This is a genomic window from Zongyangia sp. (genome assembly GCF_965361945.1).
This window is the reverse complement of sequence record NZ_CBDTOK010000103.1, coordinates 39,572-66,062: the sequence shown is the minus strand read 5'-3', so window position 1 is coordinate 66,062 and position 26,491 is coordinate 39,572. Positions and strand designations below refer to the sequence as shown.

Genomic DNA, 26,491 nt, shown 5'->3' with positions numbered 1-26,491 from the left:
ATGCAATATGCTGATATTGTGAAAATTTCCCATGAGGAGCTGGAGTTCCTGACGGGGCTGACTGATTTGGATCAGGGGTCTAAACTGCTGATGGAGCAGTATGGCATCAAAATGATGACCATTACCCTGGCTGCGGACGGCGCTTACGGCCGGGTCGGGGACAACACCGTGAAATTGGGCGCCTATGACGTGAAAACCATTGATACCAACGGTGCGGGCGATTCCTTCTTCTCCGGTGTTCTTTATAAGGTACTGGAGTTGGATAAACCTGTGGATCAGGTAAACGCCCAGGAACTGCACGATATCATTGATTTTGGCAACGCCACCGGTTCCATTACCACGACAGGGAAAGGAGCCATTCCCTCCATGCCCACCCTGGAGCAGGTGTATGATTGCATCAAAAACGTACCCATCCTCAAATAAGAGAAATAGGGAAAAAAGCAGTGCCTCCACATTTTTTGTGGAGGCACTTTTTTGCGTTTAAAATAGGGGTTTGTCTGCGTTGTCGTAAGGAATGTCCATGTAACGGCAAACTTCTTGGAAGACATCGACATAATCGCCGAAAAGGCCGGTGACATGATGGATATAGGGGCCAAAGATAAATTTCTTTTCCCATTTGACCCAGTCGTCTACCTCAACCCACAGATAATTGCCGCAGGTTTCCGGACCGTCAGTACCTTGAGCGGAATCCGCGAAGAGGGTGTAGTTGCCTTTCAGTGCGTCAAACCGAAGCAGGGTTACCTGACCGCCATGGATGGGATAGAATCCCTGACCTTCCTGAGCCAGAGAGGGAGAGGCGCCCTCTTTCATCAGTGACTTAGCGAAGGGTCCGCAATGCCACAGAAGCTCTGCGTTGTCATTGTGGGGATGACGGATGGTCAGGTCAGCGAAGAAGGGGGGCTCCTTCTGGTTATTGGCGGCCACGGCAAGAGCCAGCATGATTGCGCCGTGAATATCATTTTCACAGGCACAGGGCAGCATCCGATCGGTGAGATCGCCAAAAACAAAACAGGGTTTAAAACCGAGATCGTTGAGGAAAACATCCCAGCATTCCACACTGAGGGCATCCAGAGAGAATTTTCTGGCAAAACGGAGCAAAGCCGTCTCGAGGGAACACATGAGTTTGAGCCTTTCTTCTCCGAACTCTCGTGTATCAATGCCTTTGGCGTGGATGGCATCAAGAATTTCCTGAGTTTCGCTGTCCCACTCCTCCCGGATCTTCCTGGTGGAGGCGACGATGTCATAAGCAGGGATGGGGACCACTTCGATGCCGAAACGCTCAAGAAGTTCAGCCTCGTTGCACATGACGCTCATAAACTGACGGGGCCGGACAGAGACCTGGCCAATCCGCAGATGATGGAATTTATTGACTACCCGTGCGACAGCCAGGAACTTTTCCAGCCCCTTGCGGAAAGCGGGATCCTCCACATCACAGTTTTCAATGTAGGAGAAGGTGACACCATAGCGACGCAGTACCTTGGAACAGGCAAACAGGCCGCATTGGGTATCGGTTGGCCGCAGCTCCTGGCCCTTGGGGCATTCATCTCGGGGACCCCAGATCAGAAGTGGCAGTCCCATGTTTTTAGCCAGCCGGGCCACGGATTCCTCCTGCCCAAAATTGGCGTGGGGGATGAAGAGAGCGTCGACTTTCTCGGCCTTGAAATATTCTTCTACCTTGGCGGCGTCAGACAGTTCAATCATCATCCGCTCACCGCCTAAAAAGTCGGTGGTTACATAATCAAAATCAAGCTCTTTGGAAAGTTCGGCTACTTTTTGGAGGATACGGTCGCGGTTTTCTAGAGTCTTTTCGTTCTGGAAGCAGTCTCTACGGGTGACTGCAACACCTAATTTCAGCTTCATGCTTTGAAACTCCTTTCGGTGGCACCGCCGTCCGTGTTTCAGACAATATAGGTGCCTTTTTCAAGATAGGTATCAAAAGCAAGATAGCCTGCCGCATGATATGTTGTGGCAACACGGCCTTCGGGAATATAATAGACAGCCAGTTGATCTCTTGTCAGCCAGGTGGAATGGGTAAAGATGTATTCTGAAATTTCGTCACAAAAATTGGGGAAATGGGCCAACCAGGAGTTGGCGATATAAAGGATACCGGGATCGTAAACCTTGACCACAAGATCAGCCACCCAGGAGATGTAGTGAACTACATTGCGCAGCACTTCCAGCACCTTATCATCTCCCTCCAGAGCACGGCTGATGACACGGTCAATGCTGGTTTCTCCCACTCGTTTTGTGATGTTGTTTTGAAGGGTAATGGTTTCAATACAGCCCCGGTTTCCACACCGACAGATTTCTCCATCCTGTTTCACCGGGATATGGCCAATTTCACCTGCGAAGGAGTTGGCTCCCCGATAGAGTTTGCCGTTTTGTAGAATACCAGCACCAATTCCATAAGAGATGTCCAGAAGAACAAAATCATGGGTGAGTTTGTTGCGCCACTTCATGGCGATGACCGACGCGTTGATATCATTTTCCACTACAACAGGAATACCGAGCCGGTTTTCAAGGAGGGACTTAATGGGAATTCCTCGCCAGCATTTCATACCAATGCTGTTGGTGATGATACCTTGCTCAAAGCTAACCTCACCGGACACTGTAATGCCGATTTGATGGATGCTATGGGTGGGGATGCCTTCCGTGATGTTTTCAAGCTCGGTACAAAGGATGGTAAGTACCTGCTCGCTATACTCTTTAGGAATGACGCTGTGCCTTTCCCGAAGACAGTGAAGAGAAAAATCATAGAGACAGGTAGTCACCTCTCCATCATAAATATCCTGGCCTACCAAATAACCATAATCAGGATTAATCTCGTAAAAGATCGCCTTTTTCCCCACACTGGTATTACTGACACCGGCCTCCCGGACAAAATTCATTTCCGAAAGTTCATTGACAAATTTGTGGGTTGTGACAGAGGTCAATCCTGTCTGGAGCCCCAGCTGCGGTTTGGTAATTTTTCCGGCAAGGCAGATTTCACGGACGCATCGTTTCATATTGCGGGCTTTTAACTCACTTGTATTGTTCACTTCGCACCCCATCTTTACCAATATTGTCTATTATGATCCTATACTATCTTGCAAACTTATGCAATGCTTTCTAAGAATTTTGTATTCATTGCCACTAGAACAACATGATTTTAAAACCAAGCTCGGCAGTGTAGATAAAAAGAAAAACCGGGAATATGCCCAGTCCTTCCTGGATGAACTGAAGGCCCCGTGTTCCCTAGATGATTTTGCAGGGGACCTTCCGCCTTCCACCCAAAGCCTGGTGGAAATCGCCAAGGCGGTGTCGTGGCAGCCAAAAATTCTGCTGTTGGATGAAGTTACCTCAGCGCTTCACTATGATGAGGTTGAAACCCTGTTTACATATCTGCTCCGTTTAAAAGAGACAGGTGTTTCCACTGTCATGGTGACCCACCGGCTGAAGGAAATTTATCAAATTTGTTCCAGAGCTGTAGTGCTGCGGGGCGGAGAATCGGTGGCTGATAAAAATCTGGAGGAAACCCCCATGGAGGAAATTGTCTTCCATATGACGGGGAAGATGCCGGAGCAGGGAAGCGCTGGAGAGCCGCATACGGCGATAGTAGGGGGCGAATGCATCCTCAAAACCGAACAGCTTTATGTGGGAAAAGAGGTCCGCGGCGTAGACGTAGAGATCGGACGCGGCGAGATCATCGGCATTGGAGGACTCCAGGGCCAGGGCCAGTCGGAATTTTTGCGGGCACTTTATGGCGCGCTTCCTCATGAGAGCGGGACAATCACCTTCAAAGGGCATCCTGTACACTACAGGAATGCTGCGGATGCGGTGCGGGATGGCATGGGATTTATCTCTGGCGACCGTAATCGAGAGGCGGTATTCTCCATCCGACCCATCAGTGAAAATATCTACAGCGCCAATTTGTCCAAGGGCCTGGTATTTGGCCCTATGACCAAAAAGAAGATCAACAGTAGCGCCCAACAGGTGGTAGAAAGTCACAACATTAAAATTGGAAAGCTCTCCGACCCGATCAGCTCCCTTTCCGGCGGCAATCAGCAGAAGGTTGCATTTGGCCGCTGGATTTCCGCGGCGCCTGACTTTTTGCTGTTGGACGACCCAACCAAAGGCGTTGACGTGTCAGCCCGTCAGGAGCTGCAAGGTTTCCTACGGGAGGCGATCCAGTCGGGAATGACAGTGCTGATGGTGTCCAGCGACAATGAAGAGCTGCTGGCCATCTGCGATCGGATTTATGTGTTCTATGAAGGAAAAATCAGCCGCATGCTGTCCGGCGATACTTTGACTGAGGACCATCTGGTGGCAGCCATGATGGGACTGCAACCAGAAGAGCAGGAGGTGGAGAGATCATGACGGGAAAAGGCCAGAAAGCGGCAAAAGGATTTGCATCCCTGAGGAAAGCTCCCGAATTTATGGGCCTGATTCTTTTGCTGATTGTCATTATCTTAAACATCATTACCCAGGGCGCCGGTTTCTTTTCGGCCAATAATTTCAGCATGATCTTTTCAAAGAATACCCCCTTGATCCTGCTGACCATGGCCCAGAGTATTGTCATCTTGACAGGCAATATCGACCTTTCAGTGGGAATCCAGATGTCCATGGTCAATGTGTTAGCCGTGATGCTGCCTACTTATACAGGAATGCCGATTTGGGTGGCCTGGATCGTCGGATTCCTGGCGGCCGTGGTTGTTTCCACCCTCAACGGTATCATTGTAGGATATCTGCGTATTCCCCCCATGCTCGCCACCTATGGTATGAGCTATATTATCAAAGGAATCAATGTTATCTTAATGCCGGAGCCGCAAGGCAGTGTGCCGCAGGCGGTGTGGAAGTTCTATGACGGTACCATTTTGGGACTGCCCACCACCCTGTATCTGCTCCTCATTGTATTGGGAGTGTGGACAGCGTTGAAACGCTATCCGGCGATCAAAGAAATCTATGCCTTAGGCGGATCAGAAAAGAACACCTATGCCACCGGTCTGGATACGGTGAAAATCACCATCCGTTCTTACTTTATTTGCGGTATCTTTGTGGGACTGGCAGGACTTTGCATGACTGCAATGATCGCCAGCGGCAACCCGATCTCGGGTGATGTCATGACCCTTACTTCTGTAGCAGCCTGCCTGCTGGGCGGCGTGCTGATCAGCGGAGGATGGGGCAGCATGATCTGCGGTATGCTGGGTGCCCTTTTCCTGGCCTTTGTCACCAACACGGTTTCCTATTTGTTCATCAAGCTGCTGCCTGCGTTGATCCCGGGCTTCCAGCTTTCCAACTTCTATCAGGACCTGATTTCAGAAATGATTATTTTGCTGGGATTGACTTTATCGGTTCTTGCCAGCAAAAAAGGACGTCGACGACTGAAAAAGTTGGTCACTGGGAAGGAGGAGGATTCTAAATGAGAGAACATATCAAAGATCTCTGGAAAAATCAAGCCATCATGGCCCTTGCTCTAGCGGTTCTTCTGTTTATCATTACAGGTGTTTTCCGCCCCCAGGCCATGAATATGGGTACGGTGAGCAGTATTGCCGCCATCGCCTCCATTCTGGTTTTTGCCTCCGCAGGACAGTGCATCATCATTATTTCTGGCAACGGCGGCATTGACCTTTCCGCTGGCGCAGTCATGTCCACCACGGCGGTCATCAGTGTAGAGATGATGAGGGGGGATGCGTCAATGATCCTTCCCACCCTTATTGTCTGTATTCTGGTAGGCGTTGTCATCGGCGCCATCAATGGCATCGGCGTTTCCTATGTCGGATTACCTGCCCTCATTATGACCATGTGCGTTTCCAACATCCTAGGTAAGGTACAGCTGATTATATCCGGCGGAGCACCTAGAGGAACAGCGGCAAAAGAGATGACCAAACTGCTGACCACCCGGTATTTTGGTTTTATCCCCGGTATTTTCCTGCTGGCCATCTGCTTTTTCATCCTCACAGTGGTTTTGATTCGATACACCCGCTTCGGCTACCGGCTTATGCTTATCGGGACCAACGACGCAGCCGCTTACCTGAGCGGTATCAAGGTAAAACAGGTCCGTTTGATTGCTTACGCAGTGGGCGGTATGCTGGCGGGCATCGGTGGATTTATCGCCGCGGGATACTACAGCCAGGCCCAATGCGCTACATTTGACAGCTATTCTATGATGTCCATTTCTGCTGTCGTCATCGGCGGCACCCTCCTCTCCGGCGGCAAAGGAAACTTTACAGGTACGGTGTTTGGAGCCCTGCTTCTGACAGTGCTTTCCAACTTCCTGACCGCTATCAATACAAGCCCTGCCGTTCGGGACATTATTATGGGCGCCATCCTCATTGTTCTGCTGGCTGCCTATAACCGCAAGGAAAGCCTGCGTCAATAGAAAGGAGCACTGCTATGAATCGACCAATTACACTGGCGACCGGCCAGTGGGGAGATCTGCCACTGGAGGAACTTTGTGAACTCACAGGCAGCCTGGGATTTGACGGGCTGGAAATCGCGGTAAGCGAGTCGGTATTGAGCATTGAGAAAGCGGCCTCCAGCAAGGAGTATTGCGAGGAGCGGTTGGAGATTCTCCACAGCCATGGCCTGAAGATGTGGGCTATCTGCGCTGCTCTGGCAGGACAATGTGTAGGGGATCTCTATGACCCGCGTCTGGATAACTTTGCCCCTGCCCGGTTTGCTGGCAAACCAGAAGAAATTAGAAAGTGGGCTATTGACTTTATGATGCAGGTGCCCACGGCCTGTAACAATTTGGGCGTTTCCATTGTGACAGGATTTCTGGGTTCCCCCATCTGGAAGTTTTTCTACTCTTTCCCCCAGACTACAGAAGAGATGATCGAGGAGGGCTACGACAGGATTGTTTCCCTCTGGACCCCTATTTTGGATGAATTCCAGCGGAAAAATGTCAAATTTGCCTTTGAGGTTCATCCTACGGAGATTGCCTTTGACTACTACTCCACCCAGCGGTTGCTGAAAAAGATGAATGGCCATCCGGCCTTTGGACTTAATTTCGATCCCAGCCATCTAATTTGGCAGGGGGTCAATCCCACCGTGTTTTTGCAGGACTTTGCCCCTTATGTTTTCCATGTTCACATGAAAGACGCCAGTGTCAGCTATGATGGCCGCAGGGGTATTCTCGGTTCCCATCTGCCCTTTGGCAGCACCAAGCGTGCCTGGAATTTCCGTTCACTGGGCCATGGTGATGTCAACTTTGAAGAGATCATCCGGGAACTCAATGCCATGCAGTATACTGGCCCTCTGTCTATTGAATGGGAGGACAACGGAATGGATCGGATTTTTGGCCTCAAAGAAGCTATCTCCTTTGTCCGCAGAATCAATTTTCCTCCTTCAGAAATTGAATTCGATGCGGCAATTAAAACGGATTGAGCCCCTTTGGTGGTCGCTTGGCCGGAGAAATATACGCCCCTTCTCCGGCCGGCTGCCATCCTCTATTTGATGGCAGGCTCATTCGGGAAAAGAGAAAAAACAGCCTTCGGGCTGTTTTTTTATTTTTGCATGTTGACAAAGAGAATACACTATGCTATGATATCCGCAAAAGCTGGAAACGTTTCCGGTAACCATACCGGAAACGTTTCCTTCAACGGATGATCTTGAAAGGGAAAGGAGGGAAGACGCCATGGGGAGTATGAATATCCGGGATATTGCCAGGCTCAGCGGTGTTGGAGTCAGCACTGTGTCCCGGGTGCTCAACAATCATCCGGATGTCAATGCCAAAACCAAGCAAAAGGTACTGCGGGTGATGAATGAACACAACTACATGCCCAACAACAGCGCCCGGAACTTGAAAAGGATCAAAAGCCGGACCATCGGTGTGGTAGTCAAGGGAATTACCAACCCCTTCTTTTCTCCCATGCTGCGGGTTATTGAAGGAGAACTGGCCCGGAGAGGCTATGCCATGTTTCTGACCCAGGCCGACGATTTTGCAGATGAAATCCACATTGCGGCGGAGCTGCAGATGGAGCGGCGGCTGGAAGGTATCATCTTTTTGGGAGGAATTTTCCAGTATTCCAAAGAGAGGCTTTCCATTCTGAAGGTTCCTTTTGTCTTTGCCACCATCCAGGTATCCAGCGATATGGAGGGGGAATGCTACTCCACCATTTCCATTGATGATACCTTGGAGGCCTATCGGGCCACCCGCTACCTTCTGGAGCGGGGCCATCGCCGTATTGGCATCCTGGCCGGCGCCTTTGAGGAAAAAAGCATCAACCGCCTGCGGTTGGAAGGCTATCTCAAGGCTTTGGGGGAGTATGGTATTGGCTATGATGAGCATATCCACAAAAATTGTAACTTCACCTACAAAGGCGGTTACGAGGCGGCTCGTTCTCTTCTCCAGGAGACAGATGTGACGGCCATCTTTGCCATTTCGGATGTGATGGCAGTAGGAGCTATGCGGGCCGTCCTGGAGGCGGGCAAAAGGATTCCGGAGGACATTGCCATTATGGGCTTTGACGGATTAGATTTGACCGAGTTTACCTATCCGGGGATCACCACCGTTTGCCAGCCCAGTGAACAGATGGCCTTGGAGGCGGTGACCACCGTGCTGGATATCATTGAACAGAAGGGAAACCACCGCCATTCCGTGTATCCCTGCAAGATTATTGAACGGGGTTCCACCGGATGGACGGAAGAAAAGATAGATAACGGATATAAAGGCGAAGACCTTGACAGAGAAATGGGGGAGCATCATGACCAAGGTAAAGGTGCAGTTGCACCATAAGCCCCAAGAAAAAGAGAGAAAAGCGGGAATTCTCATGCATATTACCTCCCTCCCCAGCAACCACGGCATCGGAACTTTGGGAAGGGAAGCCTATCGGTTTGCCGATTTTCTGAAGGAAAGCGGTATTTCCTGCTGGCAGATGCTGCCGCTGGGCCCTACCGGCTTCGGAGACTCCCCTTATCAGTCCTTTTCCACCTTTGCGGGGAATCCCTATCTCATCGATTTGGATTTGCTGGTGGAATGGGGGCTGCTGGAGCAGGAGGAAATCGACGATCGCCTCCTGGTAGGGGATCCGCACAAGGTGGATTTCAAAGCCCAGTTTGACCACCGGCTGCCACTGCTGCGAAAAGCCTATGAGCGGGGATGGAACCTCTATGCCAAGGAGGTGGAGGCCTTCCGCCGGAGCAGCGGATACTGGCTGGAGGACTATGCTCTTTACATGGCGGGAAAACGGAAGTTTCAGAATGCGCCGTGGTATGAATGGGAACAGGGAGCAAAAAATCGGGAGCCGGAAGCCCTAAAATCCTTGGCGCAAGAAATGAAAGACGAAATCCAATATGTCGTTTTTACACAGTTTTTGTTTTACAAACAGTATAAAAACATAAAATTATACGCAAATCGACAAGGGATTACACTGATCGGGGATCTTCCCATCTATGTGGCCTATGACAGTGCGGACGTCTGGTCCCATCCGGAGCTGTTTTTGCTGGATGAGGATCTTCGGCCAGTGCTCTGTGCAGGGGTGCCGCCGGATCTGTTCAGCGAGGATGGACAGCTTTGGGGAAATCCAGTTTACCGGTGGAAAATCCACCGTGGGGATAGGTACCGTTGGTGGATGCAGAGAATCCGCGCCGCTTTCCAGCGCTGTGATATGATCCGCTTTGATCATTTCCGGGGATTTAACGATTACTGGGTAGTTCCTTGGGGCAATCGAACCGCGCGGGGCGGGCACTGGTGCAAAGGACCTGGAATGGACTTTTTCCGGGAACTGAAGGCGCAGCTGGGAGACCGGCCCATGATTGCGGAAGATCTGGGCCAGCTCACCGACGGGGTGACAGAGCTGCTGGAGGCATCGGGGCTTCCTGGTATGAAGGTGCTGCAGTTCGCTTTTTCTCCAGAGGAGCGCAGCGCTTATCTGCCGCATCACCATAAAAAGAACAGTGTGGTCTATACAGGAACCCATGACAATGAAACCCTCTGCGGATTTTTTCTCCATGCGTCTGACAAGGTCAAAGACTTTGCAGCGGATTATTTGGGATGCAAGGCCGAAACAGAGCCTCTCACCTGGGAAACGATCCGCTGTGCCTTTGCCAGCGTTGCAGATTTGGCTGTGGTTCAGATGCAGGATCTGCTCCTGCTGGGAGATCAGGCCCGGATGAACGAACCCTCCACCGTGGGGAAAAACTGGCAGTGGAGGATGAACAAAGGAATGCTAACCCCGGCGCTTTCAGAGAAGCTGAAAGCACTGTGCAGTATATACGAGAGATAGTCAAGGCGCAAAAGACGCCAACCCTAATAGGGAGCACCGGCGAACCCTCTTAGTGGACAAACGAAACGAATACGCCGGAGAAATGGGAGGAATCTGAATGCTTGACACCAAGAGAATTGCAGAAGAAGTAAAACGCGACATCCAGCTATGCCGGGTGCAGAAAAAAGATCTGACAGGGGAATTGATCAGTGTACTGCTGTCCAAGGCCATCATGCGGGAACTGATTCCCCTCCATGATGAGACGGTAGAGAAACAGCGGGAAGTAAAAAACGCCTATTATCTGTCGGCGGAGTACCTCATGGGCCGGATGGTTCAGAACAATCTGATCAACCTGGGCATCTATGATGAGCTCAAAGAGGAAATGGAGAAACTGGACCTGGATATTAACCTGCTGGAAGAAGTGGGCGATGCGGGTCTGGGCAACGGCGGCTTGGGTCGTCTGGCTGCCTGTTTCCTGGATTCCGGCGCCACATTGAACATGCCGCTGAACGGTTATGGCCTGCGCTATCGGTACGGCCTGTTTCGGCAGGAGTTTGAGGATGGCTTCCAGAAGGAGTATGCTGACAATTGGCTCAAATATCCCGATCCCTGGAGCTTACGCCGGGAGGACAGAGGATGTCTGGTGGAACTGGAAGGGAAAAAGGTCAGGGCGGTGCCCTACGACATGCCGGTCATCGGCTATCATACCCAGACCATCAACAGCCTCCGCCTGTGGCAGTGCGAGGCCGTAGAAGAATTTGACTTTGAGAAGTTTAACGACTATGAGTACGACGCGGCTGTGGCAGAAAAAAATTATGCGGAGAACATCACCCGGGTGCTCTATCCCAACGACAGCACCGATGAAGGCAGAAAGCTGAGAATCAAACAGGAGTATTTCCTTTCCAGCGCGTCCTTGCAGGACATTGTTCGTACTCATAAAGAAAACGGACGCTCTCTGTCCGCCTTTGCCAAATACAACGCCATCCAGCTCAACGATACCCATCCGGTATTTTCCATTCCGGAGCTGATGCGGATCCTCATTGATGAGGAGGGCGTCACCTTTGAAAATGCCCTGGATATTGTCCGCAATACCTTTGCTTACACCAACCATACCATCATGGCCGAGGCTCTGGAAAAATGGGATATTGAGCTGGTGGAAGGCATTGTTCCCCGCATGGTGGAGATCATCACCATGATCGACGCACAGCTCCAAAAAGATCTAGCGGCGGCGGGCATTCCCGAGGAAAAAGCGGAAGGAATGGCTATCATCCAGGATGGAAAAATCCACATGGCGCGTCTTGCTATCTATTTGAGCCATTCGGTCAACGGTGTGGCAAGGATTCACACCGAAATCCTCAAGCAGCGGGAGCTCCACGATTGGTATGAGCTCTATCCGGAGCGTTTTAACAACAAGACCAACGGCATTACCCAGAGGCGTTGGCTGGTGCTGGCCAATCCTCATCTGGCCAACTATATCACCAGGCTGCTGGGCAGCGACCAGTGGGTTACTGATTTGGATCAGCTGGAGGAGCTGAAAAAATTTGGTACGGATGAACAGGTTCTCAAGTCCTTCCAAGACATCAAGCAGATCAATAAGCAGCGCCTGTGTGATATGATCTGGAAGAGAGAGGGGATGAAACTTTCCCCAGACTTTATCTTTGATATCCAGGTTAAACGCCTGCATGAATACAAGCGGCAGTTCCTCAATGCCCTGGCGATTTTGGATATTTACTATTGTCTGAAGGACAAAGTCATCGCCGATTTTACCCCCACTGTCTTCATTTTCGGAGCCAAGGCCGCTCCTGGCTATATGAGGGCCAAAGCTATCATCAAATTCATCAACGAGGTGGCAAAGCTCATCAACAATGACCCGGAGGTCAATGATTTGATGAAGGTGATTTTTGTCACCAACTACGATGTTTCTTATGGAGAGCGGCTCTTCCCGGCGGCGGATGTGTCGGAGCAGATCTCTACAGCGGGGACAGAGGCTTCGGGAACGGGCAATATGAAGTTCATGCTCAACGGTGCCGTAACCCTAGGTACCTATGACGGAGCCAATGTGGAAATTGTAGAAGCCGCAGGCATGGAGAATAACTACATATTCGGCGCCCGGGTGGAGGAACTCGAAGCGCTGAAGGACTATGATCCGGCGGCCCTGTATGAAGGCAATGCGCGGATCCGGCGGATACTGGACACCCTGATCGACGGCACATTTGACGACGGAGGAACAGGAATGTTCCAGGAACTTTATGATAGTCTACTCAAAGGGGCATCATGGCACGACCCGGACAATTACTACCTGCTATATGATCTGCCTTCCTACATTGCAGCTAAGCTAAAGGTCAATAGGGAATACAAGGACAGGATGAAATTTGCATCCCGCTGCTGGATGAATATGGCGTCTGCCGGACGCTTCAGCAGTGACCGGACCATCCGGGAGTATGCCGAAGATATTTGGAATATCGCTCCCATTGAAGGCTAAAAAAGAAAAACAGCCGCTTATGCGGCTGTTTTTTTAGAATTGATTCACATTTTTAATTCTTCTTTGATTTATAATATTTAGGCAAAGAAAAATAAATCGTGTAGAGGAAGGGGAATCCTATGGTTAGTAAAACTTGGTGGAGGAAGTACGGAAAGCTTCCCAGTATATTTGAAGCTTTTCTTCATATTACCCTGTTTTTTATGGTTTTAGAAATTGGCATCCATCTGCCATTTTCTATTTTTGAAGTCCCTTTTGTTGTTACGGCAGTACTTTTTCTGGTATTGTTTTTACGAGGAGGATGGCGAAAAGCCAAAGAGCGCTTTTTGCTTTTAATCCGCCGAGTAGCGGCATCTAAATGGCTGCTTATCTTTTTGTCGGCTTATATTCTTTTAGACATTATCGGTATCTTTTATTCCCCTGCGAAAGATTTGGCAGTAGTAAAATATATAGTAGTCGTCCCTATGGCGTTCTTTTGCGTTATGTTAGTTTTTTATTGTGAGAATAGGGGAAAAATTACTAGGATCTTATGGAACATAGGAGTTTCAGGGACTTTCTTGGCAGTATTTACTCTATTTAATTATTTTGTGTGGGAAATTCTTCCTGTACCTTACTATCGCAGACTTTCTATGTTGGTAGATTACAACCGTTTTGCTACTGTAGTCTTTATTGGCTTTTTGGTTTTATTGGTTTTGCTCCTCAATTCCAATTTGTCTTTGGCTAAAAAGTATTTTGCAATATTTATGGTTTCTTTGGTCAATTTCCCCGTCCTTTATCTTTGTGGTTCCCGGAGAACTTATTTGACTTTAATTCCTGCCCTGATAATTATTGCAGGATATCAGATTATCAGTACTGCCTATAAAGGTAAAAAGTCTCAGGTGTGGAAGAATGCGGCAGCATTAGTCTTGGTGGCGCTTCTGGTCTTTTCTATTAATGCTCCGTTTTCTCGAGCATTCCAAAATTTGTCTCAATCAAAATATGAAAGCTATGTTGAGGAAACTGGAAATGAAATGACCGAGGGAAGTATTGATACTATTATTGATAGTATTGGAGAAGGAAGCATGTTTGCTAAGCGAGCAGCTATTTGGGGACTCGCCTTAGACGAAGCTGCCTCTTACTCTCCTATGGAAATGGTGGTAGGAAGAGGTACTTCTTATGAAGCTTATCTATATGATGTTCGTTCGAGTGAGAAATTAGATCAACTTTATGAAAGTTATGAGCCCAAAGCTCAATATTGGATGACTCCTCATAATTTCCTTATTTCTGATTTTCTTAGCGGAGGGATACTAAAATTAGGAGCCTCGTTAGGAGTATGGAGCTGTATCGCATTATGCCTAGTACAATTACTCCGATACAAAACCAGTCGTTCCCTTTTCTATGGGGTGGGGCTATGTATTGTTTTCATCAATTGTATGATTTCTGGACGTTATAGCTATATCTATGAAAAGCACTTTTGGATTTTTGTAGCACTCATGATTTTAGAGTGGGGTATAGTAAAGCAAGAACGTATGATAGGTTCTCAAAATAGTTTCACTTCTTCCCCAGAAGATATGAAAGGGATTGCTAAATAATAATTAACTTGATTCCTGCTGATGATTAAGCTTCCCAAGACACCAGTAACGGTGACCCTGGCCGCAGTGATGGCGAGTAAGTTTGCCCTCATGTCTCAGGGCGGCTTCACCGATTTTGTGTATAGTGCGGATGTCTTGGTCACAACGGTAGGCCTTATCCTGCTGAACTTTTCTCCTGATATTCTTTCCTGGCTTGGAAGAAAAATGAAAAGACAAAAGACATAAAAAGCCGGCGCATAGCGCCGGCTTTTTGCGGATTTTAAGCTGCCGAAAAATCTATTGTATCGAGAAATGAAAGAGAAAAATCTTAGAAGGATCCCCCGCCACTATCAAAGCGGAAGACCCGGAAGATTTTTCCGGGCCTTCCGCTTGAGACGATAGGAGGAACGTTATGAGGATTGCTCAGCCTGAAAACCATGCATAAAGCCATCCAGTTCCAGACTGCAGATGTCACCGGCAATGATCTTGTCATTGTAGACCACCATATTAGCCCTGACTCCCTCTGGTACACCGGGATAGTTGGTCACAACATAAGAATAGCGTTTTGCGGTTTTTCCCTTGTATCTCTCCAGGTCCAACCCCTGCTTTTTCTGCATGGCATTGTAATTTTCATAGATTTCATTAAATTCAGAGGGGATGATGAGTTCCACAATTTCGGCGGGATCACTTTCTACCTCCCAGCCGAAATGGGAAAGAAAGGCCAATCGCTCCTCGTTGGTAGCCGCTTTGTAGGTCAGGGTCCCCGTCTTTTTTTGAGATGACGTGGTCTCTACATCCTCAGCAGAAGACAGGGCCCAGATACACAGGCAAAGAGTGGCCAGTATTACACAGAGCCCGCCGATGAGCGTTTTTTTGTTGGTTTTAAAGGATTTGACGAACATGGTTTCCCCTTCCTCTCCGAATCGTAATGGTGTCACAGGAGCAAGGACCCGGGGAACCGGGGCCTTTTCGAAACTATCCTATCTATATGCGGGATGGGAAGCGGATATGCTCTACATTGGGGAGAAAAAGGTGATGACTTCGGATGTGTGTGTTATAATAATCCTAAATTCTGAGGACGAATACTGTTGTGAAAGGAGATGGCTATATGGAACGTCTGGACAAAATCCTGGCTGCCGCAGGTTGCGGCTCCCGAAAAGAGGTCAAGGCTTTGGTGCGGCAGGGTAGGGTCAAAATCAATGGGACAACGGTGAGATCAGCTGACGAAAAAATTGATCCCCAATTGGACAAAATTCTGCTGGATGGGACACTGATTGAATATAAAAAGCACATTTATCTGATGATGAACAAGCCCCAGGGTGTCATCTCTGCCAGCAATGATCCCAAGGCGCCTACCGTAGTAGATCTGGTGCCGGAATCTCTGCGGCGCAAAGGATTATTTCCGGCGGGAAGGCTGGATAAAGACACCGAGGGCTTTGTCCTGTTGACAGATGACGGCCAGTTTGCCCATGATATCCTTTCTCCCCGTAAGCATATTCCCAAAACCTATGTGGCAACAGTGGACATTCTCCTGGATCAGCGGGCGGTGGAGGCCTTTGCCCAGGGGATTGATATCGGCCAAGGCCAAATCTGTAAAAGTGCTCAGCTGCGCCTGGTGGAGAAGGAAGGACGCCAGGAATGCATTGTGGTGCTCCAAGAGGGAATGTACCACCAAATTAAGCGGATGTTTGGGACGCTCGGCGGCCGGGTGCTGACCCTCAAAAGAATCCGGATGGGGAATCTGGACCTAGATGAGAAGCTGGCTCCTGGCCAGTGTAGGGAGCTGACAGAGGCGGAATTACAGCAGCTGAAATGCCTGCTTTAGGGATTTGTGCAATTTGTTGAACGTATACGAAAAAGCTAAAAAATCCAAAGGGATTTACTGGAAAGCCTCGGATTTCTTTATGTTCTGTTCATATAATCTCAAAATTCTTGGGGTAAAATAAGGCCTGTATTACGCCAAAGTTGGAGGTTTTACAAAAAATCAGGAGATTTTAACAACTTTTATTCATCAAAATGTTGCAAATTGTATTTTTTTTGTGTAAAATATATAAGAGCAGTTTCGTACATTTTACATAAAAGCTTTTCGCAGGTTATGCGTCCGCAATTTGTAGAAGAAGGGGAATAAAAGGTTATGTCGAACAGATTATTTCAAGGCGTAGTACATCAGATGCGCGACACACTGGATCGGGTGATCGGCGTAGTGGACGACACTGCCACCATTATCTCGTGCAGTGATCTGACCAGGATCGGTGAAACCAGCGAATACATTTCACTGGATCTGGTGGAGTCCAACGACATTTTTGTCCGTGACGGTTATACTTATAAGCCGTTCGGCACAAGAATGAAACCCGACTATGCCGTTTTTGTAGAGGGAACGGACGACATGGCGGCTAAGTTTGCCGGCATTTTGGCGGTATCCCTGTCCAGCATCAAACAATACTACGACGAAAAGTATGACCGCAACAACTTTATCAAGAATGTCATCTTGGACAACATCCTGCCTGGGGACATCTATGTCAAGGCAAGAGAGCTCCATTTTAATACGGACATCAACCGTGTGGTACTGCTCATCCGCATTGTGTCCTCCAACGACATTTCTGCCTTTGATGTCATCCAGAACCTCTTCCCGGACAAGCAGAAGGATTTTGTATTCAACATCAGCGAGTCCGATATTGTATTGGTCAAAGAGATTAAGCCGGGAATTGAATCCAAAGACCTGGAAAAGCTGGCCCGCTCTATTGTGGATACTTTGGGCAGCGAGTTCTACACCCGGGTTGTGGTGGGTATCGGTACTTCTGTGGCTGGTATCAAGGATTTGGCCCGCTCCTTCAAGGAAGCCCAGGTGGCGCTGGAAGTTGGGAAGGTGTTTGACACCGAGAAATCCATTGTCAGCTATGACAACTTGGGAATCGCAAGGCTGATATATCAGCTTCCCACTACCTTGTGCGAGATGTTCTTGCGGGAAGTCTTCAAAAAGGGTTCCATTGAGAGCCTGGATCATGAGACTCTTTTCACGATCCAAAAGTTCTTTGAAAACAACCTCAATGTCTCCGAGACATCGAGAAAACTGTTTGTACACAGAAATACTCTGGTTTACCGGCTGGAAAAGATCAAGAAACTGACCGGTTTGGATTTGCGGGAGTTCGACCATGCCATCATCTTTAAGGTAGCGTTGATGGTGAAAAAATATTTGACGGCTAACCCTGTGAAATACTGATGACAACAAATAAGAGATGCGGGAACACAACATCCCCGCAATGAAAAATGCGCCGTCAGGCGCATTTTGATGTTATCTTTCAGATAGACCCTTCGCTGGGATAGAGATATCCTTTTGTCCCAGTTGAACCAACTGAAATCCAAGAGGCGGTGCAAAAGTGATAAGTTTCAGCAATGTGTCCAAGGATTATCCTACGGGCACGCATGCGCTCAAAGATGTGAATTTGTTCATTGATAAGGGAGAATTCGTTTTTGTGGTCGGGGCTTCTGGCGCGGGAAAAAGTACGCTGGTCAAATTGATCATGCGGGAAGAGAAGCCTACGTCAGGAAAGGTGATGGTCAACGGGTTTGATCTGGGGAGCCTTAAGCGCCGACAGATTCCTAAATTCCGGAGAACCCTGGGCATGGTGTTCCAGGATTTCCGATTGATTCCCAATATGAATGTATATGACAACGTGGCCTTTGCGCTGCGGGTAACCAATGTTTCCTATCATGATATCCGCCGGCGTGTCCCCTACATACTGGGCCTTGTGGGGCTTGCCTCCAAGGCAAAATCTCTACCGGAGCAGCTCTCCGGTGGTGAACAGCAGAGGGTAGCCTTGGCACGGGCCCTGGTGAACAACCCCTCTCTGATTATCGCCGATGAACCCACCGGCAATATTGACCCTGAATTGTCCTTTGAAATTGTGGATCTTCTGAATGAAATTAACCGCTGCGGCACCACCATCATTATGGTGACCCATGAACACGACCTGGTCGCGAAATTTAACCGTCGAGTGATTACATTAGATAGTGGCAGGATTGTGTCTGACCATAACGATTGGAGGTCAACTGATGAAGGCAAGTAGTTTTCGTTATCTGTTGAAAGAGGGGTTTCGCGGCTTTTGGGTCAACCGTCTTATGTCCTTGGCTTCCATTGGCGTTCTCATCGCCTGCATGCTTCTTATTGGGGCGGCAGTGCTGGTGTCCATCAACATTAATTCCATTGTGGGATATGTAGAGGATCAGAATGAGATGGTGGTATTCGTCCAGGAGGATGTTCCCGAATCGGACGTGGACGACATCGAAGAGCAGCTCAACCAGACAGATAATCTAACCGACGTGATCTTTGTTTCCAAAGAGGAGGCTCTGGCTCAGACGCTGGAAAGCGTAGGGGAGCAGGACGAGTTTTTTGAAGATTTGAAGGATCAAAACCCCATGCCTTTTTCCTTCCGGGTGAAGGTAGACGATCTTTCTAAGCTGGCGGAGACCCAGCAGGCCATTGAGCAAATCGACGGGGTGGATTATGCTAGGGCGCCTACCGAAATTGCAGGTACGCTGACTACAATCAAGCATATTGTCTATGTGGCGGGAATCGTTATTGTTGGAATTCTGCTGGTTGTATCCATGATCATCATTTCCAATACCATCAAGATCACCGTTTTCAACCGCAGAAAAGAGATCAATATCATGAAATACGTAGGAGCCACCGATGGTTTTATTAAGATGCCGTTTTTGGTGGAGGGAATCCTTCTGGGGCTCATTTCCGCTATCCTATCCTTTTTCCTGCTGTGGGGCGGCTATAACCTCCTGATCTATTATGTGGATCAGGCGCCTGTTTCCTCTCAGTGGATTCAAGAGGCTTTTATGAATGTGGTGCCTTTTACGGCGGTGGCGAGACAGTTGGCTCTTGGTTTTGGCGTGGGAGGCATCCTCCTAGGAGCATTAGGGAGCCTTGTGTTTGTGAGAAAATATCTGAAGGTATAGTGTTTTGACACCATTACCGAAAACAAATAATGGGATAAAATCAAACTCTAGGGAGGGGATGCGACATGCCCAAAAGGCGGAAACTGAAATGGATAGCATTGCTACTATGCATATGCATGATGATTGCCACCTGTGGTGCCTATGCTGCTGATGAGGAGACACAGCCTCCAGCGGAGGAAGAATCCTCTCAGCAATCTTCAGTAGATCAGGACCGGATTGATGAACTGCAGGACCAGCTAGAGGATTTGCAGGATCAACAGGATGCCCTTCAGGCTGAGATTGACAACGCAAAGACAGAACGGGAAAAGAAGCTGGCAGAAAAAAGCCAGCTGGATTCCCAGATCAGCATCATCCGGCAGGAAATATCGGTCCTCACCGAGAAAATAGGGGCTTTGGAGGACAGCATCTCCACCACGGAGGAAAAGATTGCCCAGACAGAAGAGAATATTCAGCAAAAGGAAAAGAACATCGACGACAACTTCGAGCTGTTTAAGCAGCGGCTCAGAGCCATGTATATGCGTGGGGAAGCAAGTTCCCTAGGATTGATCCTTGGTGCTGACAGTTTCTATGATTTCTTGACCAAGGCTGATGTTGTCCAGCGGATTACGGACCAAGATAAGGAACTGATTGATAACCTAAAGAACGACAAGGCAGAGCTGGAGGAAGACAAGAAGTCCCTGGAAGAAGACAAGCTTGTTTTAGATGATGCCAAAGCAGAAATCGAGAGCGATAAGGCACAGCTGGATGCGAAGCAACAGGATCTGGATAGCAAACTTGACCAGACTGAAGATGAGATCGATTACATCACCCAGCTTGAGGAGCAGTATTTAGCGAACCAAGCCACCATCCAACAGCAGATGGAAGCTGCATCGGCAGAGATATCCCAGATTATCCAGGATGCCCAGAATAGTGGATCTGGTCAGGGTAGTGAGTTTGTCGGCGGTGAATTCGGATGGCCGCTGCCTGGCTTTAGTAATATTACTTCTTACTACGGTTGGCGTTTTAACAATACTGATTTCCATACCGGCATTGACATTTCTGGTGCCAGTGTCTATGGTGCTCCCATTGTGGCGGCCAATGACGGCACTGTCATCAAAACCAATTACGCCTATACAGATGGAGTGGGTTATGGTATGTATGTCATCATTGACCATGGCGGTGGTTACAGTACCTTGTATGCCCATACCAGCGGTATTGCGGTTTCTGAGGGACAGAAGGTGAGCCGGGGCGATACCATCGCTTATGTCGGTTCTACCGGATGGTCCACCGGCGCTCATCTCCACTTTGAAGTCCGTATCAATGGAGATGATGTAAATCCGCTGCCCTACCTGCAAGGCTAGCAGGGAAAGCAGCCATAAGGAGCAGATTCATGAGTAAAAAAATATCACTGGGTGCGGCGATTACATTTATGATTATCACCGCAGCCGTCACCTTTTGCATCGCCATGGTTTTCGCCATGAACAACTTCAACGAAAAGGTTCACAATGTCAAAGAGCGTGAAACTATGTATGCGAAGATTGCTGAGGTGGATCGGATTGTCCGGCAAAATTACAGCGGAACCATTGATGAAACCCAGCTCAACGATGCCCTAGCCCACAGCTATATTGAGGGTATTGGAGACGAATATGGCTCTTATCTTAGCGCTAAGGAATATCAAGAGTTGCAGGAGTCTTTGGCTGGCAAACGGGTTGAAGTAGGCGCATCCTTTGAAGTAGAAGGAGGTTCCTTGAGAGTAACCCAGGTGTATGATGACTCCCCTGCACAGAATGCGGGGCTACAGGTGGGAGATATGGTGGTCAAAATTGATGACACCGATCTAACTACAGATAATATTGATCAGGCGGCGGAACTGATTCAAGGCGACGCAGGAACCACTGTGACCCTGGTGGTCCGCCGGGACAATACCGATGAAGAGCTGGAGATGACCCGCCGCAATGTGGAGATTCCCACGGTGGAGGCCCGTCTCATTGGGGAAAAGGGATATATCCGGATTACCACCTTTAACGATGTGACTTCGGATCAGTTTGGAAAAGCCTTAAACGAAATGCTGAATAACGGCGCTACCAGTCTGATTTTTGATGTGCGGGATAATGGAGGCGGCACCATTGATGCTGCTGTCAAAGTACTGGACACTCTATTGCCTGAAGGCCCCATTGTATCCGCTACCTACAAAGATGGTACGACAGAGGTCCTGGCTGAATCCGATGGTGGGTATGTCTATAGCACGCCTATGGTGGTCTTGGTGAATGAAAAGACCGCCAGCGCTGCGGAACTCTTTGCTCAGGCACTGAAAGACTATGGAATGGCCAGGTGTGTGGGTACCACTACCTTTGGTAAGGGAAAAATCCAGCAGCTGTTCACCCTCAATGATGGATCCGCCATCAATTTGACCGTAGGTACCTTTAATCCGCCCTATAGTTCCTGCTTTGATGGCGTAGGTGTTAAGCCAGACTATGAAGTGGCACTTCAGCTGGAAGATGGAACTACCTTTGACGATTTGGAAGAAGAGGAAGATGCCCAACTGCAAAGAGCGATTGCGGTACTGGATCAGATGCTACTCAATGACACTGAGGGAAGCCAGACTACACCACAGACAGAAAGCGCTTCTGAAAGCAGCGAATCCACCAGCAGCGAGTCATCTTCAGAGGAAGAGGATGCGGCAGCATAAAGGTGATACCTCTCAAACAATGTATATGGTAGATTTAGATTTCCAAAAGACCTGATGAAAATCAGGTCTTTTTCTCATCTTTTTCCCATAGGATGATGTTGCAGGACCTTGTCTCAACGGATCTGGACAGGCAGGATGGGAAGAGGGTGGAGATTATCTTTGTGGTGTTGTGTGCTTCGGATGGAATGGAGAAGCAGCGTTTTTCCATCCGCCGTCTATTTGAAAAGAGAGAATCTCAAATAGATTATGTCAATGTGGACAAAATAAGATTTGCTGTTATCACCTGGCCGGGTAGCTTTTTGGATATTGATTGGGAAGAAATTGCGGAAATGACTGGCCGGGCTGGCCGGATGCTGGTGCTACCGCGACAGGTGGAGCCGCCGGAAGAACTGGGGCTCTGCCGGCTTTCGGTATGGGAATATGCAGATGCTTTGGCACGGCATTTTGTGCTGCAGTGTATGCAGCAGGCCCCTCTGCCTCTTTACCGCAAAAGTATTGGCCTTGTGGATATGCGGGGGGTTGGTGCTGACTTTGTGAGGAAAGCTGTCCGTCATGCGACGATTGTGCGGGTATCTACGGCAAACAAGGCTATGTACGACGGGGTGGCTGAAGAGATGATGGATACCTATGGCGCGTCTGTCTTAGTTTCACAAAACCAGGACGACGCCTACCGTTCCGGAGTGGTTTATGCACCCCATGGACTTGTGGATCAGCACAGCGACGAAATCCTGCCGCCGATTGTAACAATCGACAAGACCAACATACGGGGACATGGACGGGTGATCTGTGGATTTCATCAGGTAATCCCTGAACAGATCCTTGCCCTGAAACCACCGCTGATTGAGGAATCTGATTTTTTGGCAGCCCTTTGGCAGCTCTGTGGTATGCGGGAACTGGCGGGCTTGCCAATTGACTGGTGCATCTGCAATGGCAACCCAATTCCCGCGGCAGATGTCAGTGAATATATGGCTAGAATACAGCAAAAGGAGCGATAAAAAGCTTTTGTAGAACAAACTGGACCCAGGTCTTGACAGGTCAGGAATGTTCGCCTATAATACAAATATTGTCGTGGCCCCCAAGGCCAGACACTGAAAGGAAGATGCGCAGTGGCAAATCAAAAACAAATGGTTTTGACTGACGAAGGACTGAAAAAACTGGAAAATGAGTTGGAAGAGCTCAAGACGGTCAAACGAAAAGATATAGCGGAAAAGATCAAGGTTGCCCTCTCCTTTGGCGATCTGTCCGAGAACAGCGAGTATGATGAGGCGAAAAATGAGCAGGCATTTGTTGAGGCGAGAATCGCTCAGCTGGAGGCTATGCTCAAAAATGTAAAGGTTCTCGATGAAGATGAACTGTCCAATGAGCATGTAGGCATTGGCTCTAAGGTGAAGGCGTTGGATCTGGAATACAACGAAGAAGTCATCTATCAGATTGTCGGTTCTACCGAGTCCGACCCGATGGCCGGAAGAATCTCTGATGAATCCCCGGTAGGACAGGCGCTTTTGGGTCACAAGGTTGGTGATATCGTCGAGGTGGAGGCTCCTGTGGGCATCCTGAAATTTGAGATTTTGGATATCACAAAATAGCCTGATGGCGGCAATTGGATGTATCTGACAGATGCGAGCTTTCTCCTGCGGTATACGCGGCGAATGAGAGCTCGCTTATATCTGTTTCTGTAGAAAAGCGCAAAAGAGAATGAACGGGGGACGTGAAAGATGCAGGAAAACCAAAATAACAGTGCGCCGGAACAGAGTGCGCAGGAAATGTCCGAGATTCTGCGGGTGCGTAGGGAAAAGCTGGAGGAGTTGAAGGATTCCGGAAAAAATCCCTTTGAGATTACCACCTATGCCCGGACTACCACCGCTAAGGAAATTGTAGATAACTTTGCGGACATGGAAGGCAGCGAGGTTTCCATTGCCGGGCGCATGATGAGCTGCCGGAAGATGGGAAAAGCCAGCTTTTTGGATATCCGGGATGCCTCCGGCCGGATTCAGGTCTATGCACGGTTGGACGGTGTGGGAGAAGAAAACTACCGGGAATTTAAGAAGTGGGATATCGGCGATATTCTGGGTGTAGAGGGAACTGCCTTCCGGACCCAGAAGGGGGAAATTTCCGTCAAGGCGACCTCCCTGAAGCTTCTTTCTAAATCCCTGCAGCCCCTGCCGGAAAAATGGCATGGTCTCAAAGACACCGAACTTCGCTATCGCCAGCGTTATGTAGATCTGATCGTCAATCCTGATGTTAAAGATACCTTTGTCAAGCGTTCCATGATTATCCGGGAGATCAGAAATTATCTGGATACTCATGGTTACCTGGAAGTGGAGACTCCCACCCTGCATACCCAGGCGGGCGGTGCGGCTGCACGTCCCTTTATCACCCACCATAACGCCCTGGATATTGACATGTATCTTCGCATTGCGTTGGAACTGCATTTAAAACGTTTGATTGTAGGCGGTTTTGACAAAGTCTATGAAATTGGCCGGGTTTTCCGCAATGAAGGTATCGACGTGCGCCATAACCCGGAATTCACCCTGATGGAACTCTATGAGGCCTATACCGACTATCACGGCATGATGGACCTATGCGAGAATCTCATCCGTCATGTGGCCAAAGCGGTGCTGGGTACAGCCCAGATCACCTATAATGGCATTGCCATTGACCTGGAAAAGCCTTTTGAGCGTCTGAGCATGGTTGATGCGGTGAAGAAATATGCGGGAGTGGATTTCTCTACGGTGGAAACCTTGGAGCAGGCACGTGCTCTTGCCAAGGAGCATCATGTAGAGTATGAGGAACACCACCTCAAGGGTGACATCCTCAATCTTTTCTTTGAGCAGTTTGTAGAGGACAAGCTGATCCAGCCCACCTTCCTGATGGATCATCCTGTGGAGATTTCTCCTCTTGCCAAGAGAAAACCGGAAAACCCCGATTATACCGAACGGTTTGAGCTGTTCATTGTTGGACGTGAGCATGCCAATGCATTCTCCGAACTCAACGATCCGATTGACCAGCGTTCCCGTTTTGAACGGCAGGCTCAGCTAAAAGCTGCCGGAGATGAGGAAGCATGCGATATCGATAATGATTTTATCAACGCGCTGGAATATGGTATGCCTCCTACAGGAGGCATCGGCATCGGCATCGACCGCTTGGTGATGCTGCTTACCGACAGCTATTCCATCCGGGATGTATTGCTCTTCCCCACCATGAAGCCCTTGGATGCGCAGAAAAAAGAGAAAACACCTTCTTTAGATCAGGCCATGCAGCAGGCTACAGAAGTTCTCTCCCAGCAGATCGAAGCAATGCCGGCGACAGAGGCGGAACCCATTGATTTTTCTAAGGTGGAAATTGAGCCTTTGTTCAAGGACACCGTTGATTTTGAGACCTTCTCCAAATCCGATTTTAGAGCTGTCAAGGTGCTTGCCTGCGAAGCTGTGCCGAAATCTAAGAAGCTTTTGAAGTTCACCTTAGACGACGGCAGCGGCGAAAACAGGACGATTTTAAGCGGTATTCATGCCTATTATGAGCCGGAAGAGCTTGTGGGCAAGACCTGCATTGCAATCGTAAATCTGCCGCCGAGAGCGATGATGGGAATTGACTCCTGCGGTATGCTGATTTCCGCCGTACATCACGAGGAAGGGGTCGAAAAACTCCATCTCTTGATGGTGGACGACCATATTCCGGCAGGCGCAAAACTCTACTAAAAGCGGGATGTATTCCTTTTATAATGCTGTCGAGTGATTTAAGAGAAAAAACCGAAGAATAAAAAGAAAAACCAGCCTTTTGGGCTGGTTTTTTTGTGCCAAAGGCCTAAAATTTTTCGGTTGTATTCTTTTGCTTGACAGCCTCTCTCTGGGGATATACAATAAAAGAAACAGTATTTTTTTGTACATTTCTAATAGAATGGGTGGAAAGAACAGGATTTTCTGAAGCCCCCAGCAAATCAATATAGATGAATAGAGGACTGCCTTGAAATTGGTCCCGTGAGGCCAGTAAGGTTGGATGTGACAGAATGTTTTCCGTCATCCTGTGGGAAATAATGCACAGCACAGCCATACTGCCTGCCGGTAGTATGGCTTTTTTGATGGAGAAGGGAGGACGGGAATGTTCAAAGAAAAGGCACAGATTATGGACGCAAAGTCTATGGGACGGGCGATAGCGCGGATTACCTATGAAATTATCGAACGCAATCACGGTGTGGCTAACCTTTGCATCCTGGGCATCAAATCCCGGGGAGGGGAAATCGCCCGCCGGATTGCTGAGAAAATCGGAGAAATTGAAGGAAATACTGTGCCGGTAGGCATATTGGATATTACACCTTTCCGGGATGATCTTAAGCAGACAGACGGCATTGAGGATACCAGTGAGATTCCCTTTGCTGTGACAGGGAAGAAGATTATCCTGGTGGATGACGTTATGTATACAGGACGGAGTACCAGGGCGGCCTTGGATGCTGTCATGGCCCGTGGACGGCCCAGGGTCGTACAGCTGGCAGTCCTTATCGACCGAGGACACCGGGAACTGCCTTTGCGCCCGGATTTTGTTGGGAAAAATGTGCCTACCTCCCACGACGAAGAAATCCGGGTGATGCTGGTAGAGAGGGACGGTGTGGACGAGGTCAGTATTTATACAAAGAAAAGGGAGGCGTAAT

At 48.9% G+C, this 26,491-nt stretch carries 23 protein-coding genes; 20 read left to right on the top strand and 3 right to left on the bottom strand.

The annotated features are described in order from the left end of the window. The coding region (locus ACZ25G_RS06985; RefSeq protein WP_463681970.1) for a PfkB family carbohydrate kinase at positions 1 to 423 on the top strand (423 nt) is incomplete at its 5' end. 57 nt (positions 424 to 480) lie between these two features. Here the strand turns inward: ACZ25G_RS06985 and ACZ25G_RS06980 are convergent. Together ACZ25G_RS06980 and ACZ25G_RS06975 are read right to left on the bottom strand one after the other, a co-directional pair. Then, entirely contained in the window at positions 481 to 1,860 is a 1,380-nt protein-coding gene (locus ACZ25G_RS06980) for an L-fucose/L-arabinose isomerase family protein (protein ID WP_463681969.1), read from the bottom strand. Between the two features lie 38 nt (positions 1,861 to 1,898). Next, positions 1,899 to 3,038 (bottom strand): ROK family protein, encoded by a 1,140-nt coding sequence (locus ACZ25G_RS06975; RefSeq protein WP_463681968.1) that lies wholly within the window; start codon positions 3,036 to 3,038, stop codon positions 1,899 to 1,901. Between the two features lie 88 nt (positions 3,039 to 3,126). Here ACZ25G_RS06975 and ACZ25G_RS06970 point away from each other — a divergent pair, with 88 nt between their 5' ends. From ACZ25G_RS06970 to ACZ25G_RS06930, 9 genes are all read left to right on the top strand, one after another. After that, positions 3,127 to 4,356, top strand: a complete 1,230-nt coding sequence (locus ACZ25G_RS06970; RefSeq protein ID WP_463681967.1) for an ATP-binding cassette domain-containing protein — start codon at positions 3,127 to 3,129, stop codon at positions 4,354 to 4,356. Next, a complete protein-coding gene (locus tag ACZ25G_RS06965; RefSeq protein ID WP_191481869.1) occupies positions 4,353 to 5,402 on the top strand; it encodes an ABC transporter permease in 1,050 nt (349 codons plus the stop codon). Before ACZ25G_RS06970 ends, ACZ25G_RS06965 begins: the two co-directional genes overlap by 4 nt. Continuing rightward, entirely contained in the window at positions 5,399 to 6,358 is a 960-nt protein-coding gene (locus ACZ25G_RS06960; RefSeq protein WP_463681966.1) for an ABC transporter permease, read from the top strand. The genes ACZ25G_RS06965 and ACZ25G_RS06960 overlap by 4 nt, the downstream gene beginning before the upstream one ends. Before the next feature lie 14 nt (positions 6,359 to 6,372). Next, positions 6,373 to 7,365 (top strand): TIM barrel protein, encoded by a 993-nt coding sequence (locus ACZ25G_RS06955; RefSeq protein ID WP_191481867.1) that lies wholly within the window; start codon positions 6,373 to 6,375, stop codon positions 7,363 to 7,365. 250 nt (positions 7,366 to 7,615) lie between these two features. Continuing rightward, entirely contained in the window at positions 7,616 to 8,716 is a 1,101-nt protein-coding gene (locus ACZ25G_RS06950; protein ID WP_463681965.1) for a LacI family DNA-binding transcriptional regulator, read from the top strand. Then, positions 8,685 to 10,205 (top strand): 4-alpha-glucanotransferase, encoded by a 1,521-nt coding sequence (malQ, locus tag ACZ25G_RS06945; protein WP_463681964.1) that lies wholly within the window; start codon positions 8,685 to 8,687, stop codon positions 10,203 to 10,205. The genes ACZ25G_RS06950 and malQ overlap by 32 nt, the downstream gene beginning before the upstream one ends. Positions 10,206 to 10,302: 97 nt before the next feature. Then, positions 10,303 to 12,666 carry a glycogen/starch/alpha-glucan phosphorylase gene (locus ACZ25G_RS06940; RefSeq protein WP_463681963.1) on the top strand — a complete coding sequence of 788 codons (2,364 nt, stop codon included), beginning with the start codon at positions 10,303 to 10,305 and terminating at the stop codon, positions 12,664 to 12,666. 119 nt (positions 12,667 to 12,785) lie between these two features. After that, positions 12,786 to 14,234, top strand: a complete 1,449-nt coding sequence (locus ACZ25G_RS06935) for a hypothetical protein (RefSeq protein ID WP_463681962.1) — start codon at positions 12,786 to 12,788, stop codon at positions 14,232 to 14,234. A 21-nt stretch (positions 14,235 to 14,255) separates the two neighbouring features. Further along, positions 14,256 to 14,459, top strand: coding sequence for a hypothetical protein (locus ACZ25G_RS06930; protein ID WP_342680530.1), 204 nt, complete (start codon positions 14,256 to 14,258; stop codon positions 14,457 to 14,459). Positions 14,460 to 14,623: 164 nt separating this feature from the next. On the opposite strand, the gene ACZ25G_RS06925 is transcribed toward ACZ25G_RS06930, so the two are convergent. Continuing rightward, the gene (locus ACZ25G_RS06925; protein ID WP_463681961.1) at positions 14,624 to 15,115 is read right to left on the bottom strand and encodes a DUF4830 domain-containing protein; all 492 of its coding nucleotides are present in this window, start codon (positions 15,113 to 15,115) and stop codon (positions 14,624 to 14,626) included. 206 nt (positions 15,116 to 15,321) lie between these two features. On the opposite strand from ACZ25G_RS06925, the gene ACZ25G_RS06920 reads away from it, so the two are divergent. From ACZ25G_RS06920 to pyrR, 10 genes are all read left to right on the top strand, one after another. After that, a complete protein-coding gene (locus tag ACZ25G_RS06920) occupies positions 15,322 to 16,038 on the top strand; it encodes a pseudouridine synthase (RefSeq protein WP_463681960.1) in 717 nt (238 codons plus the stop codon). 309 nt (positions 16,039 to 16,347) lie between these two features. Then, complete coding sequence (locus ACZ25G_RS06915) at positions 16,348 to 17,433, top strand: helix-turn-helix domain-containing protein (protein WP_191481860.1); 1,086 nt, start codon at positions 16,348 to 16,350, stop codon at positions 17,431 to 17,433. 157 nt (positions 17,434 to 17,590) lie between these two features. Continuing rightward, complete coding sequence (ftsE, locus tag ACZ25G_RS06910; protein WP_191510147.1) at positions 17,591 to 18,280, top strand: cell division ATP-binding protein FtsE; 690 nt, start codon at positions 17,591 to 17,593, stop codon at positions 18,278 to 18,280. Then, positions 18,267 to 19,178 (top strand): permease-like cell division protein FtsX, encoded by a 912-nt coding sequence (gene ftsX, locus ACZ25G_RS06905; protein ID WP_191481858.1) that lies wholly within the window; start codon positions 18,267 to 18,269, stop codon positions 19,176 to 19,178. The genes ftsE and ftsX overlap by 14 nt, the downstream gene beginning before the upstream one ends. Positions 19,179 to 19,276: 98 nt before the next feature. Next, complete coding sequence (locus ACZ25G_RS06900) at positions 19,277 to 20,518, top strand: peptidoglycan DD-metalloendopeptidase family protein (RefSeq protein WP_463681959.1); 1,242 nt, start codon at positions 19,277 to 19,279, stop codon at positions 20,516 to 20,518. A 29-nt stretch (positions 20,519 to 20,547) separates the two neighbouring features. Further along, entirely contained in the window at positions 20,548 to 21,846 is a 1,299-nt protein-coding gene (locus ACZ25G_RS06895) for a S41 family peptidase (protein ID WP_463681958.1), read from the top strand. 95 nt (positions 21,847 to 21,941) lie between these two features. Further along, on the top strand, positions 21,942 to 22,841 hold the full coding sequence (locus tag ACZ25G_RS06890) for a hypothetical protein (protein ID WP_463681957.1): 900 nt from the start codon (positions 21,942 to 21,944) through the stop codon (positions 22,839 to 22,841). Between the two features lie 111 nt (positions 22,842 to 22,952). Then, positions 22,953 to 23,432, top strand: a complete 480-nt coding sequence (gene greA, locus ACZ25G_RS06885; RefSeq protein ID WP_191481854.1) for a transcription elongation factor GreA — start codon at positions 22,953 to 22,955, stop codon at positions 23,430 to 23,432. A 129-nt stretch (positions 23,433 to 23,561) separates the two neighbouring features. Further along, complete coding sequence (gene lysS, locus ACZ25G_RS06880; RefSeq protein WP_191481853.1) at positions 23,562 to 25,544, top strand: lysine--tRNA ligase; 1,983 nt, start codon at positions 23,562 to 23,564, stop codon at positions 25,542 to 25,544. A 400-nt stretch (positions 25,545 to 25,944) separates the two neighbouring features. Beyond that, entirely contained in the window at positions 25,945 to 26,490 is a 546-nt protein-coding gene (gene pyrR, locus ACZ25G_RS06875; RefSeq protein WP_463681956.1) for a bifunctional pyr operon transcriptional regulator/uracil phosphoribosyltransferase PyrR, read from the top strand. Position 26,491 lies beyond the last annotated feature (1 nt).

Excerpts from the sequence above, each read along its gene's own strand:
- ACZ25G_RS06980 (WP_463681969.1), bottom strand. The coding sequence starts at position 1,860 with ATGAAGCTGAAATTAGGTGTTGCAGTCACCCGTAGAGACTGCTTCCAG.
- ACZ25G_RS06965 (WP_191481869.1), top strand. The coding sequence starts at position 4,353 with ATGACGGGAAAAGGCCAGAAAGCGGCAAAAGGATTTGCATCCCTGAGG.
- ACZ25G_RS06960 (WP_463681966.1), top strand. The coding sequence starts at position 5,399 with ATGAGAGAACATATCAAAGATCTCTGGAAAAATCAAGCCATCATGGCC.
- ACZ25G_RS06955 (WP_191481867.1), top strand. The coding sequence starts at position 6,373 with ATGAATCGACCAATTACACTGGCGACCGGCCAGTGGGGAGATCTGCCA.
- ACZ25G_RS06950 (WP_463681965.1), top strand. The coding sequence starts at position 7,616 with ATGGGGAGTATGAATATCCGGGATATTGCCAGGCTCAGCGGTGTTGGA.
- malQ (WP_463681964.1), top strand. The coding sequence starts at position 8,685 with ATGACCAAGGTAAAGGTGCAGTTGCACCATAAGCCCCAAGAAAAAGAG.
- ACZ25G_RS06940 (WP_463681963.1), top strand. The coding sequence starts at position 10,303 with ATGCTTGACACCAAGAGAATTGCAGAAGAAGTAAAACGCGACATCCAG.
- ACZ25G_RS06935 (WP_463681962.1), top strand. The coding sequence starts at position 12,786 with ATGGTTAGTAAAACTTGGTGGAGGAAGTACGGAAAGCTTCCCAGTATA.
- ACZ25G_RS06930 (WP_342680530.1), top strand. The coding sequence starts at position 14,256 with ATGATTAAGCTTCCCAAGACACCAGTAACGGTGACCCTGGCCGCAGTG.
- ACZ25G_RS06925 (WP_463681961.1), bottom strand. The coding sequence starts at position 15,115 with ATGTTCGTCAAATCCTTTAAAACCAACAAAAAAACGCTCATCGGCGGG.
- ACZ25G_RS06920 (WP_463681960.1), top strand. The coding sequence starts at position 15,322 with ATGGAACGTCTGGACAAAATCCTGGCTGCCGCAGGTTGCGGCTCCCGA.
- ACZ25G_RS06915 (WP_191481860.1), top strand. The coding sequence starts at position 16,348 with ATGTCGAACAGATTATTTCAAGGCGTAGTACATCAGATGCGCGACACA.
- ftsX (WP_191481858.1), top strand. The coding sequence starts at position 18,267 with ATGAAGGCAAGTAGTTTTCGTTATCTGTTGAAAGAGGGGTTTCGCGGC.
- ACZ25G_RS06895 (WP_463681958.1), top strand. The coding sequence starts at position 20,548 with ATGAGTAAAAAAATATCACTGGGTGCGGCGATTACATTTATGATTATC.
- ACZ25G_RS06890 (WP_463681957.1), top strand. The coding sequence starts at position 21,942 with ATGTTGCAGGACCTTGTCTCAACGGATCTGGACAGGCAGGATGGGAAG.
- lysS (WP_191481853.1), top strand. The coding sequence starts at position 23,562 with ATGCAGGAAAACCAAAATAACAGTGCGCCGGAACAGAGTGCGCAGGAA.
- pyrR (WP_463681956.1), top strand. The coding sequence starts at position 25,945 with ATGTTCAAAGAAAAGGCACAGATTATGGACGCAAAGTCTATGGGACGG.